Annotated in this window: 12 protein-coding genes and 1 tRNA gene; 3 read left to right on the top strand and 10 right to left on the bottom strand. The window is 58.3% G+C overall.

Going from position 1 to position 16,031, the window contains the following annotated elements; genetic code table 11:
* Positions 1-5: 5 nt before the first annotated feature.
* From radA to rpsF, 7 genes are all read right to left on the bottom strand, one after another.
* Positions 6-1,373: a DNA repair protein RadA gene (gene radA / locus J1C54_RS09190; RefSeq protein WP_229146693.1), complete on the bottom strand. Its 1,368-nt coding sequence runs from the start codon at positions 1,371-1,373 to the stop codon at positions 6-8.
* Positions 1,373-2,461: an alanine racemase gene (alr, locus tag J1C54_RS09185; protein WP_229146691.1), complete on the bottom strand. Its 1,089-nt coding sequence runs from the start codon at positions 2,459-2,461 to the stop codon at positions 1,373-1,375. The genes radA and alr overlap by 1 nt, the downstream gene beginning before the upstream one ends.
* Positions 2,462-2,463: 2 nt before the next feature.
* Positions 2,464-3,858 carry a replicative DNA helicase gene (dnaB, locus tag J1C54_RS09180; protein ID WP_229146689.1) on the bottom strand — a complete coding sequence of 465 codons (1,395 nt, stop codon included), beginning with the start codon at positions 3,856-3,858 and terminating at the stop codon, positions 2,464-2,466.
* A gap of 97 nt (positions 3,859-3,955) precedes the next feature.
* The gene (rplI, locus tag J1C54_RS09175; RefSeq protein WP_229146687.1) at positions 3,956-4,408 is read right to left on the bottom strand and encodes a 50S ribosomal protein L9; all 453 of its coding nucleotides are present in this window, start codon (positions 4,406-4,408) and stop codon (positions 3,956-3,958) included.
* A 17-nt stretch (positions 4,409-4,425) separates the two neighbouring features.
* Positions 4,426-4,656 (bottom strand): 30S ribosomal protein S18, encoded by a 231-nt coding sequence (rpsR, locus tag J1C54_RS09170; RefSeq protein ID WP_229146685.1) that lies wholly within the window; start codon positions 4,654-4,656, stop codon positions 4,426-4,428.
* A 21-nt stretch (positions 4,657-4,677) separates the two neighbouring features.
* Positions 4,678-4,986: a primosomal replication protein N gene (gene priB / locus J1C54_RS09165; RefSeq protein ID WP_229146682.1), complete on the bottom strand. Its 309-nt coding sequence runs from the start codon at positions 4,984-4,986 to the stop codon at positions 4,678-4,680.
* Between the two features lie 8 nt (positions 4,987-4,994).
* Positions 4,995-5,336 carry a 30S ribosomal protein S6 gene (gene rpsF, locus J1C54_RS09160; protein WP_229146678.1) on the bottom strand — a complete coding sequence of 114 codons (342 nt, stop codon included), beginning with the start codon at positions 5,334-5,336 and terminating at the stop codon, positions 4,995-4,997.
* 237 nt (positions 5,337-5,573) lie between these two features.
* On the opposite strand from rpsF, the gene J1C54_RS09155 reads away from it, so the two are divergent.
* Together J1C54_RS09155 and J1C54_RS09150 are read left to right on the top strand one after the other, a co-directional pair.
* Entirely contained in the window at positions 5,574-6,314 is a 741-nt protein-coding gene (locus tag J1C54_RS09155; RefSeq protein ID WP_229146676.1) for a hypothetical protein, read from the top strand.
* A gap of 4 nt (positions 6,315-6,318) precedes the next feature.
* On the top strand, positions 6,319-6,909 hold the full coding sequence (locus J1C54_RS09150; protein ID WP_229146675.1) for a hypothetical protein: 591 nt from the start codon (positions 6,319-6,321) through the stop codon (positions 6,907-6,909).
* Positions 6,910-6,912: 3 nt separating this feature from the next.
* Here the strand turns inward: J1C54_RS09150 and rlmB are convergent, their stop codons facing one another.
* Both rlmB and rnr read right to left on the bottom strand, forming a co-directional pair.
* Complete coding sequence (gene rlmB, locus J1C54_RS09145) at positions 6,913-7,662, bottom strand: 23S rRNA (guanosine(2251)-2'-O)-methyltransferase RlmB (protein WP_229146674.1); 750 nt, start codon at positions 7,660-7,662, stop codon at positions 6,913-6,915.
* Positions 7,659-10,190: a ribonuclease R gene (gene rnr, locus J1C54_RS09140; RefSeq protein WP_229146673.1), complete on the bottom strand. Its 2,532-nt coding sequence runs from the start codon at positions 10,188-10,190 to the stop codon at positions 7,659-7,661. Before rnr ends, rlmB begins: the two co-directional genes overlap by 4 nt.
* A gap of 203 nt (positions 10,191-10,393) precedes the next feature.
* Here rnr and J1C54_RS09135 point away from each other — a divergent pair.
* A tRNA-Leu gene (locus J1C54_RS09135) sits at positions 10,394-10,480 on the top strand.
* Positions 10,481-10,616: 136 nt separating this feature from the next.
* Here J1C54_RS09135 and J1C54_RS09130 read toward each other — a convergent pair.
* On the bottom strand, positions 10,617-16,019 hold the full coding sequence (locus J1C54_RS09130; RefSeq protein WP_229146672.1) for a LysM peptidoglycan-binding domain-containing protein: 5,403 nt from the start codon (positions 16,017-16,019) through the stop codon (positions 10,617-10,619).
* Positions 16,020-16,031: the final 12 nt, after the last annotated feature.

Genomic DNA, 16,031 nt, shown 5'->3' with positions numbered 1-16,031 from the left:
TCCATTCAGTCAATTAAAGCCAACGCCTCGGACAATGTCGCCACCGGCAGCACTTCCATACCAGCTATGGGCGCCCGCGGGGCATTACCCTTGCCGATAATGGCGCGGCGAAAACCATGCTTGGCGGCTTCCTGCAAACGATCCTGACCCTGCTGTACCGGGCGAATTTCGCCACTCAGGCCCACCTCGCCAACCACCACCAGATCTTTTGCCAACGGCCGATTACGGAAGCTGGAAACCATGGCGAGCAACAGCGCCAGATCGGCACCTGTTTCTACCACCTTTACGCCACCCACCACATTGGCAAAAACATCCTGATCGCCAAGCTGGATGCCACCATGCCGGTGCAGCACCGCCAGCAGCATGGCCATACGATTCTGCTCAAGGCCAACCGCAACACGGCGCGGGTTGCCCAAGTGACTCTGGTCCACCAGCGCCTGCAGCTCCACCAGCAGCGGACGGGTGCCCTCCCAAACCACTGTCACCAAAGAGCCGGAAGCAACTTCATCTGAGCGATTGAGAAAAATCGCCGAGGGGTTTTTTACCTCGCGCAAACCTTCTCCCGTCATGCCGAAGACACCCAGCTCATTGACTGCCCCGAAACGGTTTTTCAATCCCCGTAGGGTCCGAAACCGGGCATCCGACGAACCTTCCAGCATTAATGAACAATCGATCATGTGCTCAAGCACTTTCGGTCCAGCCAGCGAGCCATCCTTGGTAACATGGCCCACCAACAGCAATACGGTGCCAGTTTGCTTGGCAAAGCGTGTCAGTACCGCAGCGCCCTCGCGCACCTGAGCAACACTGCCAGGCGAAGACTGCAGGCCCGCCAGATACATCACCTGAATAGAGTCTATGACCAGTAGCCGGGGCTTCTCCTTGCGCGCCAACTCCAGAATACGTTCGATATCCGTTTCCGCCGCGAGCCTGAGGCCGTCCCGTGGCAACTTGAGCCGATCGGCGCGCATCGCAACCTGAGCCGGTGACTCCTCGCCGGTCACATATAAGCAAGGCAGCCCCTTGGCTAGCTGGCACATCACCTGCAATAGCAAAGTCGACTTGCCAGCGCCCGGGTGACCCCCAATCAAAATTGCCGAGCCCGGCACCAAACCGCCGCCCAGAACTCGGTCCAGTTCACCAATCCCGGTGATAATTCTAGGCGTATCAGTGAGCTCAATTTCATCCAGGCGGCGCACTTCCGACAACTCACCGGCGTAGCCACTGCGCTCAACGCTGCGCGAAACCGGCATGGCCGGCTCCGTCACGAATTCACTCAAGGTATTCCACGCACCACAGGCCGGACACTGGCCCTGCCATTTGGGGAAGTCCGCACCGCAGTCAGTGCATACGTAAGCAATCTTGCGCTTTGCCATCAAAGAAATTCCCGTTCAGGTCGACCGGTCAGACGACAAAACAACTCATAGCTAATCGTGCCGCAGCTTTGCGCCACATCATCCACACTAACCTGATCACCCCACAACTCCACTTCATCGCCAACTTGAGTCAGCGGCAGGTCTGTCACATCAATGGTAATCATATCCATGGAGACACGCCCCGCCAGAGTTGCCGAGCGCCAAGCGCCATCAACATTCTTCACTGCCAGCGCCGTGCCCGATGGAGCGTGACGCGGATAACCATCACCATAACCGATGGCCACCACCGCAATACGGCTATCACGTTGCGCACGCCAGTCACCGCCATAACCCACCGCATCGCCTGACGGCACCTGATTGATGGCAATAATTTTTGCACTTAATCGTTGGGTAACCTGTAGACCAAGAGATGCTGCGGAACGGTCTGCAAATGGCGAGGAGCCGTACAGCATAATACCGGGGCGAACACGTCGACCGACACTATGCGGGTAGCGGAATATGGCGGCAGAATTCGCCGCACTATAGGGCACTTCATAGCGCGCTGCAGCATAGCGAACTTTCTGCAACTGCGCTTCGCTCATCGAGTCACCGAGCATATCGGCACAGGCGAAATGACTGGCCATACCAACAAGAGACACTGCGGGGCAGCATTGTAAACGTGACACCACAGCATCCAGCTCCGCCAAAGGCAAACCAAGCCGATGCATACCCGTATCAAGTTTCAGCCAGACAGACACCCGCTCAGCAAGTGGCGTGGACTCAAGAAGCTCAAGCTGCCACTCGCTATGCACAATTAACTCACAGCCAAGCGCCGCAGCAGTGATCAACTCATCGGCGTCGAATACACCTTCAAGCAGCATGATCGGCGCGCCAATGCCTGCGGCGCGCAATGCTTTCGCCTCTTCAAGCACAGCGACACCGAAACCATCCACATCTTCTATCAAAGATTGGGCGACAAACACCAAGCCATGGCCATAACCGTTTGCCTTGACCATAGCAAATACGGAAGCGCCCCCACTCAACTGGCGGGCACGACGGGCATTGTGACGAAGGGAATCGGAACGCAGCTCCAGCCGGGTACCGCGCATGATTATTCGCTCGACTGATACTGCTGATAATACTCGGGAGCAAGATCATCAAAGCGTGTGAACTCGCCGCGAAACGCCAGCCGCACGGTGCCAATCGGACCGTTACGCTGCTTGCCGATAATAACTTCGGCCATACCCTTTTCCTCGGACTTTTCCTTGTTATATACCTCATCACGGTACAGGAACATGATGACGTCGGCGTCCTGCTCGATGGCGCCGGATTCGCGCAGATCCGACATGACCGGACGCTTGTTGGGGCGCTGCTCCAGTGAGCGGTTAAGCTGGGACAAAGCAACCACGGGAACATTCAGCTCTTTGGCCAGGCCTTTCAATGACCGGGAAATCTCAGAGATTTCATTAACCCGGTTTTCCACGCCGGGCACCTGCATCAACTGCAGGTAGTCGACCATGATCATGCCAAGCTCACCGCCGCACTCACGGGCAACGCGACGAGCACGAGCACGAATATCCATCGGGCTAAGCGCCGGAGTATCGTCGATAAAGAATTTCTGCGGGGTGAGCAACTGCATTGCGGAAGCAATTCGGGTCCAGTCGTCCTGGGTCAAACGACCGGAAAGAATATTACGCAGGTTGATGCGGCCCAGCGAGGCCAGCATACGCATAACAATGCTTTCTGCCGGCATTTCCATGGAGAACACCAGCACCGGCTTACCGCTTTTGATAGCAACGCTTTCGCACAGGTTCATGGCGAATGTGGTCTTACCCATGGAAGGGCGAGCAGCCACCACCACCATATCCGAAGGCTGCAAGCCCGCGGTCATTTTATCCAGCTCATCAAACCCGGTGGACACCCCGGTAACCAGTGCCTTGTTACGGAACAGCTCCTCAATACGACCAACCGCATTGGTCAACACATCCTTGATAGCGCGCGGGCCGGTTCCCTTTTGCTGCTGTTCGGCAATGGCAAAAATACCCGACTCGGCCTCATCAAGAATCTCTGCGCTAGCCGCCCCTTTGGGGTTGTACGCTCGATCGGAAACCTTGTTCGAGATACTGATAAGCTGGCGTAGTACCGAACGCTCACGGACGATATCCGCGTAAGCAGAGATATTAGCCGCACTCGGGGTATTGCGGGCGAGATCACTCAGATAAGCCACACCACCGGCGCTTTCCAATTGCCCCAGTTGCTGCAGCGCCTGAGACACGGTAATCATGTCCCGAGGCTGGTTCTGCTCAGCCAGCCCGAGCATGACCCGAAAAATCTGCTTGTGTTCCTTGCGGTAAAAGTCGTGCTCGCCGACCCGTTCCGCAACCTGATCCCACGCATCCTCGCTGAGCATCAACCCCCCCAGCACAGCCTGTTCCGCCTCCACAGACTGGGGCGGCAGACGCAAACTTTCGGGCAGATGCTGGTCGATATTCAGTGGTTCACTCATAGCTTGGCAAAACCGCAGGGCAATAAAAAGAAAACGGGCACTGTCATCGCTGACAGTGCCCGCATTGTGTCACCAGAGCCCGGCAAGGGGCAAAGGCTTATTCCTCCGGAACAATCGCCAGCTTGATAGCGACAGTTACGTCGCTGTGCAGCTGTACGTCGATCTCGAACTCACCAGTGTTGCGCAATGCACCATTCGGCAGCTTCACTTCAGCTTTCTCCAGCTCCACGCCTGTCTGGGCAGTGATCGCCTCAGCAATATCACGGGTGCCGACGGAGCCAAACAGCTTACCTTCATCGCCAGACTTGGCAGCCAGACTAATAGAGGCACCATTCAGCTTCTCGCCGCGGGCCTGTGCAGCAGCCAGCTGCTCAGCAGCCTGTGCCTGCAGCTCGGCACGACGAGCCTCAACCGTGGCCAGATTGTCCTTGGTCGCCGGCAGCGCTTTACCCTGCGGGATCAGGAAGTTACGGCCATAGCCTGCGCGCACATCAACAACAGCGCCCAGATCGCCCAGGTTTTTAACTCTCTCGAGCAGAATAATTTGCATGATCTGTCTCCCCGGGCTTAGTTGTCGTGGCTGTCTGAGAACGGCAGCAGAGCCAGATAACGGGCTTGCTTGATCGCCTGAGCCAGCTGACGCTGATAGCGTGCGCTGGTGCCGGTAATACGGCTCGGCACGATCTTGCCGGTTTCGGTGATGTAACCCTTCAGGGTTTCCAGATCTTTGTAATCAATCCGATCAACGCCTTCAGCGCTGAAACGGCAAAACTTGCGACGACGAAAAAAACGAGCCATGAATATTCTCCAGAAATTCTCTCAATCGAGGTGCACCAGTGCCTGTACGTGCAACTCCAGTCTGTCCTGCGCCTCCCCCCGGTGGCCTGATCGGGCGATAAACCCGCTGACCTGAATCTGGCTGCCCTCGCGAACTTGCGCGGCGCTGCCGATTGCTACCTCACCTGCCAGTATTAGCGCAATGCGCGCTTCAACGGCCCGGGCAACCCCGGCCTCTTCCTGCCGGGAACGATGTTCAAGCCAAAGCCTCTGCCTTGCTACACCGCCTGGGGTTTGACGAACCGGCTCAATGGCAACCACCTGACCGGTCAATACACACTGGTTTTGCACTGACGGCGTCAGGCGGACACCTCCTCCTTCTCGTTCGACTTCGCCAGCGGCGAGGCCTCGGTCAATGCTTTATCCTGACGCATCACCAGATGACGGATTACCGCATCGTTGAAACGGAAGGTGTTCTCGAGCTCTTTGAGTGTCTCGCCGTCACATTCGATGTTCATCAGAACGTAATGAGCCTTGTGGATTTTGTTGATCGGGTAAGCCAGCTGGCGGCGACCCCAATCTTCAAGGCGGTGAATGGTACCGTTGCCATCCTTGATCAGCGTGGTGTAGCGCTCGATCATGGCAGGCACCTGCTCGCTCTGGTCCGGGTGAACCAGAAACACAACTTCGTAATGGCGCATTATCTGCTCCCTGTGGTTTTGGCAGCCTCCCGCAGCATGCGGTGAGGCAAGGAGCCGAGGCCACCTGACCAGAAACTATAGAATCTGGCCGGATAGCGCTTCGGGGGCGCGGATTCTAGCCCATCACAGCCCCCGAACTCAAGTTTCCGGACATTGCCTTCCCGAGGGCGAAGCCGTATCCTTGTACCAGCGTCTGAGAATTACTCTAACAACATAAAACAATAACGGTGACGCCCGATGGATCTGTCACGTCATTTCAGGCTTTGTGCTGTCGCTGCTCTGTCGGCGGTGCTTGCTGTTTCTGCCCAAGCGAACGACTGTGTATCGCCGGTCGTGCTGGGCGATAAGCCAGTAATGGGCGCATTTGGCGACTATACCGACTTCCTCGTTGCGGCCATGGAACACAAGGCCAAAGAGGAAGAGAAGCGCAAACACCAGAAGCTGTGCCCGGAACTGTACCGCCAAGCCCCTCTAATGGACTCTCAGGCCGAGAATCTGGATAGCGCCGTGCAGCGCTCCGCCAGCCAGCCACCATTTGATTACAGCAGCAACCAGAGCTGGTACAACCGCAGCACATCGCAGAGCTTCGGCCTTCCGGGTCTGCCCAACGCTTCCATGGCCAGCGAAGCTATCAATACCTCCCTGATCAGCCTGGAAGACGGACCAATAGCAGACAGCCTGCGCAATATACTGCTGGCCCTGCAAGGCCCGCTAAATGGCGTCGAGGACGGCGGTAACGCTGCCGGCCTGAGCGGCCAACAACTCTCTGACGTGCTGCTGCTACGGGAGCGGGACGTACTCACCGCCTTTCTATACGACAACTTTGGCGGCCGCCTGCAAGGCATTTCCTACTCTGACGACGGCAGCCTGACTCTTTATCTGGGCGAGGAGGATATTCTTTACGGCACCAGCGATATCTATGTTCAAAACTGCCTGAGCAGCTGCGGCGAGTTCGGCATAACCATCAATTTCCGGTGACCCCATGGGACGCTCGACTTTACTGATAGCGCTGTTGTGGACCTTTACCGGTCAGGCACAGGCATCTGAAAGCGGGTACCTTACCGGCTGGCTTTCGCCCAGACCCAAAATTGAAAACTATCAGGACCGCGAGGCATTCGTTGCCGATATTCTGCTTTGGCAACGGGAAAGGGATCAGCTGGCCGCCAGGGCCGCTCGCGGTGAACTGCCCCCACTGCCAGCAGAATCTGCTGCGGAGCACGATCCCGACGACTGGCACACCATTACTGGTCCAGAAGATCTGGAGACAGCGGTACGCAATGCCAGCGGCTACCAGCAACCAAATTACTCTGAACCGCTACGCTTCAACCGTACCACGCACATCAGCTTTCCATTGGAAAGCCTTGCCTCTGAGGACATGTCTGACAAGGCCATAGACGGAGCGCTGGGAGCAGAACACGAACAACCAGAGAAGCCCGCCAGCGCCATGACTGAGCTGTTGCTTGAGGACTTGGAGGAGGTCACTCGTCTACCGCCCAATCTTGAGCCACCACTACCGGCCCTGTCGCAAACAGATCAGGCACACGCTAGCCAGCCTCACTCAGCCCACCGCTAGCCGCTAGCCGCGGCCTCGCACCAACTGATACAGCACAACGGCAGTGGCCACTGACACATTCAGGCTTTCCACCTCCCCGCGCATGGGAATCTCCAGCAGATAGTCACACTTCTCCATGGTGCTGCGACGCATGCCATCACCCTCGGCACCCATCACCAGAGCCAGCGGACCCTGCGACTGGAATTCAAACAGAGACTGGCTATCCTGCTCCAGCGCTGTACCAACCACCCAGACACCCCGCTCACGAAGCAGCTCAAGCACCCGGGAGAGATTGCCGATCTCGAAATAGGGCACAGACTCAGCCGCGCCAACTGCACTGCGGCAGGCCGTCGGAGTCAAACCACAGGCGTGTCTTCTCGGCACAATCACCGCATCCACGCCGGTGGCATCAGCACTGCGCAGGCAAGCACCTAGATTGTGAGGGTCGGTGACGCCGTCGAGAACCAGCAATAGAGGGTCATGATCAAGCCGATCAAGGTGTGCCAACAGCGCACCCTCATCGCCTGGCGCGCGCGGCCTGGCTCTGGCCACCACCCCCTGATGCTGTGGTCCGGCGTGCTTTTCCAGCACATCACGACGAGCCCGCTGGGGTCGAACACCGAGCCGCTCGGCCTCACTACATAACGCATCAAGACGCTCTTCGCCCCGCTCTGCGCGGGTATCCTGAACAAACAACTCCAGCACTGCCTCGGGGCGATGGCGCAGGATGGCTGCCACCGCGTGGTAGCCAGAGTACATTTGCGGCTTGCTCATGACTTGCTACGGCCCCCGCGGCGGCGGCGTGAGCGGCCACTGCCTGACTTCTCAGCGCTATCACTGGCGCCGTCAGTCTTGCTAGCCGGTGCAGCTGTCTTGCCAGTGGCTGGGCGAGGCGCCTTTGCTGGCTTGCGCGCAGCGCCGGAAGACTTACCCTTTGGCGCTGTTTTACCCTTGCCTGATGGCTTGTCCTTGCTTCCACGCTTGCCGGGAAACTCCCCGGCAGCAACCTGATCACGAACGCTCTTCTTACGTGACTGAGGCTTACCCGCCATCAGCAGATCAATTTTGCGATCCTCAATATTCACTGCGGCAATGCGAATGCGCACACTGTCGCCCAAGGCGTAACTCTGGCCCGACGACTCTCCCACCAGAGCATGACGAACCTCATCGTGGTGGTAGTAGTCGCTATCCAAGTTGGCAACATGGACCATGCCCTCGATAAACAGGTCGCCGATCTGTACAAACAGGCCAAAGGAAGCGACACCGCTGACCACACCATCAAATTCTTCGCCGAGATGCTGCTGCATATACTGGCACTTGAGCCACTGCACCACATCACGGGTAGCCTCATCAGCGCGACGCTCGGTGAGGGAACAGTGCTCACCCAAGGCAATCATCTTTTCCGGGGTGTAGGGCAAGGAGTGCTTTTTCGCCTCGCCACGCATGCGCGCCACCAGACCAGGCCCACCGACCACTTGATTGCCACCTTCACCGCTGCGAATCAAATAGCGGATAGCGCGGTGAACCAGCAGGTCAGGGTAGCGACGAATCGGCGAGGTAAAGTGGGTATAGGCTTTGTAAGCCAAACCGAAGTGTCCCTTGTTCTCAGCTTGATACTTGGCCTGAGTCAAAGAGCGCAGCATGACTGTCTGGATTACTTCGCGGTCCGGCCGATTAGCAATAGCCTGAGTCAGGCTACGAAATGCAGCAGGCGTTGGCGGGCCCATCTTTTCTGTCCAGTCGAGCTTCAGCCCCAAAGGACTGATGAACTTCTGCAACGATTTGAGCTTCTCCGCTTTGGGCGCCTCATGATTACGGAACAGGGCCGGCAAACCGGACTTCTCCAACAGCCGGGCGGCGCAGATATTGGCCGCCAACATCGCTTCCTCAATCATCTTATGGGCGACATTGCGAACCACTGGCTCGATGGCACTAATCTTGCGACTGTCATCGTAAATAATTCTGGTTTCTGTGGTTTCGAAGTCAATCGCACCACGCACTTCCCGCTGACTGCGCAGAGCACCATACAAATCATGGTACTGCCACAGCATGGTCTGCGTGCGCTTATCAAGACGCTTGGCCAAGTCCCTGGCCAGCGGCGACTCCGGCTGCTCAATCAGCGCGCCAACCTGGTTATAGGTCAGCCGATGATGGGAACGCATCACGCCCTCCCCGAACTGGAATTTGGTGATCTTGCCGCTGGCCGCTATCTGTATTTCACAGAACTGGCACAGGCGATCCACATCCGGGTTAAGTGAGCACAGGCCATTAGATAGCTTCTCTGGCAGCATCGGGATAACCCGTTGCGGGAAATACACTGACGTGCCACGGGTCTCCGCCTCCTGATCCAGCGGTGTGCCGGGCATGACGTAGTGGGAAACATCAGCGATAGCAACGATCAAGCGCCAACCACCGCGCTTGCGCGCTTCGATATAAACCGCGTCATCAAAATCGCGAGCATCCTCGCCATCGATGGTAACCAGAGTTAAGTCACGCAGGTCAATGCGACCTTCCTTGTCCTTCTCCTGCACCTCAGCCGGGATTGCATCGGCCTGCTCTTCAACGTCCTTGGGCCACATAAAGGGAATATCGAAATTGCGTACTGCCACATCGACTTCCATGCCTGGCTCGTCCGGCGCGGCAATAATTTCTTCCAACTCGACCAACAGATGTTTGTTCTGGGTCGGATACTGAACAATGCTGGTGCGAATATGATCGCCGGGATCCGGCTTCAAGCCATTGAGCTGGGTAATCAACACTTCACGGGACAGACGGCGATTCTGGGGAGTAAGAAAGTGGGCGCCGCCTTCGGACTGATAAACACCAACCAGATCCGTGGTGCCGCGCTCGACAATCTCGACGATGCGGGCTTCTTTCTTACCAAACCGGTTACGCCCTTCGACACTGACCAGAACCCGGTCGCCATCCAGCACCTGTTGCATCTGCCGTGGTGACAGAAACAGATCCTCGGCCCCTTTTTCGTCGGTGACCAAAAAGCCAAACCCATCTCGGTGGCCTTGCACGCGACCAGCGATCAGATCCATCCGTCGGACAGGGCCAAACAGACCCGAGCGATTGCGCACCAATTGGCCGTCTCGGATCATGGCCCGCAGGCGCCGCTCAAAGGCTATTTCCGCCTCTTCACCGCTGACCGCGAGGTGGCTTAGCAGCTCTTCCATGGCCAGAGGGCGGGACTGTTCGTCGAGAACCTGAAGAATCAGTTCCCGACTGGGGATGGGGTTGTCATAACGCTCCGCCTCTCGGGCGGCGTGGGGGTCCTGATATCGTTTTTTCTTTGCCATATGGCGGAAAATACTTCCTTGCGTAGGGGGAGACGGGACCAGAGATGGCCTCGCACCGGGATAATCTATGCGCCCAGCTTACTCCATAGCTGCAGAATCCGACAGCAACAGCAGGTTTTGCCATGCCAGGTTAAATTCCATCGTTGACAAGCAGTGTCCATCCTCTAGAATACGCGCGCTCTGGTAACAGAGTTTCAACGCCTGCCGAGGTGGTGAAATTGGTAGACACGCTAGCTTCAGGTGCTAGTGCTCGAAAGGGCGTGGAGGTTCAAGTCCTCTCCTCGGCACCAATTTAGAAAGGCTCCCTGACGGGGGCCTTTTTTGTTTCTCGGTCGGACTCCTGGTCGGCGTCGCCCTGACTAACCCCCCTGCATAAAAAAACGGGCCCCGAAGGGCCCGTCGTTGTGGTGCAGAAGCACTCGCTGATCAGGGATTGGCCTCAGCCTCTTCCTCTTCCCGGATCTGCTCCAGCCGCTCTATCTGCTCACGTCCCAGAATAACTTCCTGACCAGGCTCGATCAGATCCGGGTTGTCGATATGCGGCGTGGTCAGCCACCAGATCTCTTCCCAGCGCTGTGCATCACCGAGGAACTCCTCAGCCAGATCCCAGAGGGTGTCACCGCGACGAACCACAAAGCCGCGGACTGGCTCCTCTTCAGGCTTATCCAGCACTACGTTGCCGAACGGAGAGTCATCCACCACCCACAGGGCGGTCAGTGGCTCCGGCTGACCCGGTACAAAGGAGATCAGCTGCAGCGCATTGTCAGTGCCATGGGACAGTGCCACACCAGCCTGCGCAGGACGACGCTCCAGCTCACCGTAACCCGCCATCACATAGGCCGATGCATCTGGCCCAGTGCCGGAGACAAACTTCGGCTCCAGGTTGCCACCGATCTGCCAGCTGTTGAAGGTGATCAGTCCTGGGGTCAGGCGGATCTCTTCAAAGCGCTCAGCGGTGCCCACCAGATTTACCGAGGTGGCGTAGCGGTCGTAATCACCCGCGCCAAGGCGCATCAGATCACCAACCACAACACGCAGCGGCTGCTCTGCCGGGGTGAGACCTTCGACGCCCTGCGGCGCGACAGTGCCACCAACGGTGCCGTTGATTGCGCGCAGCTCCATGGTCTCAGTAGCGACCACATGAACCAGCTCCTGCTCCGGCAGCAATCCAGCGTCGTAGTCCACCGCCCAGCCCGACTCGATAGAGTCAGCAGCAATCAGGCGCACATTGACCGCCTGCACTGCCGGCGCTGGAATATTCGCCGGGTTGTCGAGGAACAACGGATCGTTGGTCAGCTCAGTGATCAGGTTGTCAAAGACGTCCTGACGACCCAGCACAATGCGACCGCTGATTTCGTAGGTCTGCGCACCATTACCGAAGTCGAACGAGTAGGTATCACCCGCCGCCTCGCCAGTGGTGTACACCACCACATCACCGATACCGTTGCCGTTGGCATTGCCGGTTACGTTGTACAGGATCACGTCACCCTGCACTGCGGTGCCGCCTTCAGCCAGCACCACATCACCAGTAATGTTGTCTGCACCAATCAGCACACTGCCATCAGCGATGATCGCGGTATCCGGATCCATTACCACGTTACGGGCGGACAGGATCACCAGATCACCTTCGGCGCCAAGGCCCTGGGTCACAGTGAAGGTCGCCGCATTGGTAAAGATCACATCAAAGCCGAGGCCCGGGCTTAGCAGCACACGACCTGCCGCACTTTCATCCGAGTCGATAATGATGTCGCCACCACGGCCCTGCAGTTCAACAGAGCGGTCTTCCTGTACCACCAAACTACCGTCAATCAGCACGTTGCCGAAGATCGACGCCGTACCGGTCACCGGGGTGCCAACGTTCTGGGCCACGAAGGTGACGCCGGAGTCGACATAAATGGTACCGGCGTAGTCGGTGCCGAATTCACCAGCACGTACTTCGATGGTCAGATCGGCAGGCAGCGACAGCTGACCGGCTTCAACATCATCAACGAAGCGGATGCTGCCATCGTGAGTCGTGTTGACGCCGTCATCCTGACGCAGGCTGATGACCCGCGCGGTGCCGGTGGTGAACAGGCCGAACACGTTTTCCTGCCAGCCCGCGGCACCCAGACCCTGGAAGAAGGTATCCAGATCCGCAATCCAGCTCGGTGCCGGATCACCCTGACGATCGATAATGATGGTCTCGAAGCGAATCGCCTCGTCCACCAGCGCGATGTCACGGCGGCTCAGCTGCAGATCAAGATCGGCATTCTCGCCACCGGTGCCCGGTGTACCGCCAACCGCCACCTGATACAGACCGGTGCCGATGACGTTCAGGCTATCAACCGTTGCACTGACTCCCAGATCACCACCAGTGATGAGCACCAGCTCATCTGCGGTCAGGCCAAGGCCATCACCCACCTGCTGGAAGCGATTGGTATCGCCATTGCGGAAGGCACCACGGGCCGCCTCAAGACGCATCCACTGGGCAACCAGATTGACGTCATTCGCATCGCCCACCTGCGCTTCGTTCAGAGTCAGGTCACCATTCACTGCCAGCAGCTGCAGGTTACCGTCGAACTCAACACCACCGCTTTCGGTAGCGAACTCCAGACCCAGGGCACGCAGGGCTTCAGTGCTACGCACCCAGACCGAGGAGCCATTGCTGGCGTCAGCCAGTGGCAGGTTAAAGACCACATCCACTGAACCATCCGTGGAGGTGTTGTCGATAGCCACAGTTCCGGCTTGCGCCAGGAACACCTGAATATCGTTCTCAACCTCAGTGATCAGACGCTGCTCATTGGTCGGATCAGTGAACTGACCTGCTGCGGTCACACCAATGGCGTCATTGGCGCTGGCAATCAGCGTGTCGGCAATCACGTTCACTTGGCCTGCCAGGTCAGGGCCCAGATTGTCATTCAAAATCTGGCCGCTGGCGGTCAGCGTCACGGTGTTGCCGTCCGCAGAGACACGCTGCAGCAGGATGTCGCCGTTGTCAGCAATCATCTCGATGTCGCCGGCCATGGCGATGATCTGGTTCAGGTCAGGAGCGATCAACGTCGCTCCGGTCTGATCGATACCACCATCACGGGCGCGCAGCAGGATGTTGCCTGTGAATGAGCGCACTTCGTTAACAACCAGAATATCGTCCGCTTCCACATCAATCTCAGCGCTCGCCTGTATGCCAGTCAGCTGACTTGCCGGCATGAAGGCGGCACTGCTGTCGATGCCTACACGATTGACATCAATGGGTGCGACGAAGCCGATCTCCAGATCATCGGTTTCCGACAAGTAGACGTTGCCCTGAAGCGCTTGCGCAGCAATCACTTCAACAGTGATCTCAAGCGGCCCGTTATTGGTACCGCTCACTTCGCCGATGCTGTTATCAAGGCCACTGCCCGCCACTAGCTGAGCGTTGGTAGCAATCACATCGACGTCCATTTCACCGTTGTCGATGATGCTGGCACCCGCAGTGATCTCCACATCCGCGCCGCTCACGCTGGCGAGCAGAATGTCAGCACTGGCCTCGTAGCGAATATTGCCTACCGCGCTGCTGATAGCGCCGTCAGTCATGTCGATATCGCCGCCCCGAGCCTCAACATCCAGGGTGCCGCCAACCGTTACATCACCGTCCGCAGACTGGGTGACATTGGCGCTGGCCAGCAGGCTGGCGTTGCCGCCCGCATCCACAGTGGCGTTGATGGCCAGATCACCACCCTGAGCATCCAGCAGCAGATCGGCATTGGTAGCATCCACCGCGTTGCTCACGGTAATACCGCCGGCAACCGCCTCCACCTTCAGGTTCTGGGCAGCAAGCGCACCTTCCAGCAGCGCACCCGGGTTAAGGGTAACGCCCGCATTCAGGCCGACGCTGTTCACATCGATAGCCGCCACAGAGCCGATTTCCAGAGCATCGGTCTCGCTGATGTAGATATTCCCGGTGCCAGCAGTTGCCGCCAGCGTGGTCACTGTGGTTTCCAGCGGGCCGTTGTTGGTACCAGCGGCCTCACCGATGCTGGCGCCTGCGCGCAGCTGGGTAGTGGTCGCAACCACATCCACATGGGCATCACCGTTGTCGATGATGCTGCCGGTGACATCTACCAGCACGTCGCTGGCTGCCAGGCCGCCAATCAACAGATCCGCGCCGGAACCGTAGAACAGGTTGCCGGTGGCGTTGCTCAGCGCGCCATCGTCCATGGTGATGGTGCCACTGGCATCGACATAAATGTCGCTACCTGCGGTGATATCGCCATCCGCGGACTGACCCAGAGTGCCGTTGACCACATCAATGGTGGCATTGCCCGCACTCGCGGTGACACCAGCATTCAACTGGACGTTACCCGCCTGAGAGCGCAGCAGCAGATCACCAGCGATGGCGAACACGCCGTTGTCTACCGTCAGGTCGTTGTTGGCACGAATGATCACATCAGTACCAGCGAATACTCCCGCCAACACACCGCCCGGCTGATTAGTGGACGAGCTGTCGATGCCGATACGGAATACGTCAATGGCAGGCACCGAGCCAATCACCAGCGCATCAGTCTCATCGATGTAGATGCCGCCGGTGGTAGCCAATGCGCCAAGAGTGCCCACAGTGGTTTCCAGCAGACCATTGTTGCTGGCATTGGGCTCACCAATGCTATTGGCCGCCTGAAGCTGAGCGGTGAGCGCGATGATATCCACATCGGCGTCGCCGTTGTCGATAATGCTGCCGCCGGTGCTTTCCACCCGCACATTAGCGCCATTCAGGCTCGCCAGACGGATGTCGCCGGTGGCCAGGTAACGGATGTTGCCGGTGGCTGCGCTGATCGCTCCGTTGGTCATGGTGATGTCACCACCCTGAGCATTCACATCCAGCGTACCGCCAACTGTTACATCACCGTCTGCTGCCTGGGTGATCGCGCCACCCGCAATCAGACTGGCGTTGCCCGCCGTCGCTGCCACCGCGTTATCAATCGCCAGATCACCCGCCGCATCCAGCAGCAGATCGCCGCCCGTTGCCGTCACGGTGTCCGTCACGGTCAGACCATTGGTCACCGCCTCGATCTTCACATTGTTAGCTGCCAGAACATTCGACAGCGCACCTACCGCAGTCGGCGTCGCGCTGCTGTCCAGACCAATGCGCGTGACATTGAAGTCCGCCACCGTGGTCAGGTTCAGGCCATCCGCTTCGCTGATATAGATGTTGCCCGTGGTGGCTACTGCCGCCAGCGTGTCCACATCCACATCCAGTGCATCCGCACCGGCCGCGCCAACATTCGCGCTCGCCAACAGCTGCAGGTTCACCGCACTCACGTTGGTCAGCGCAGTACGGCCATCCACAATGCTGCCGCTCAGTGCCTGAACGCGAACGTTACCGGTGCCCGTATTCAGCACACCCAGGGTGATATCGCCCACCGTCGACAGGTAACGCATATTGCCGCCACCGGTAGAGGTGCTGGACGCATCAGCGTTCATGGTGATCGCACCACCCGCTTCCACATCCAGGTTGCCAGCCACGCTCACATCACCATCTGCTGCCTGGGTAATCGCGCCACCCGCAATCAGGCTGGCGTTGCCTGCCGTCGCTGCCACCGCGTTATCAATCGCCAGATCACCGGCCGCATCCAGCAGCAGATCGCCGCCCGTTGCAGTCACGGTGTCAGTCACGGTCAGACCATTGGCCACCGTCTCGATCTTCACGTGGTTACCTGCCAGAACATTCGACAGCGCACCTACCGCCGTCGGCGTCGCGCTGCTGTCCAGACCAATGCGCGTGACATCGAAGTCCGCCACCGTGGTCAGGTTCAGGCCATCCGCTTCGCTGATATAGATGTTGCCCGTGGTGGCTACTGCCGCCAGCGTGTCCACATCCACATCCAG

Origin of the sequence: Alcanivorax sp. 1008, from assembly GCF_020667895.1 — a bacterium.
In the GTDB taxonomy this organism is placed as follows: domain Bacteria; phylum Pseudomonadota; class Gammaproteobacteria; order Pseudomonadales; family Alcanivoracaceae; genus PGZG01.
This window is presented reverse-complemented; position numbering and strand designations above follow the sequence as displayed.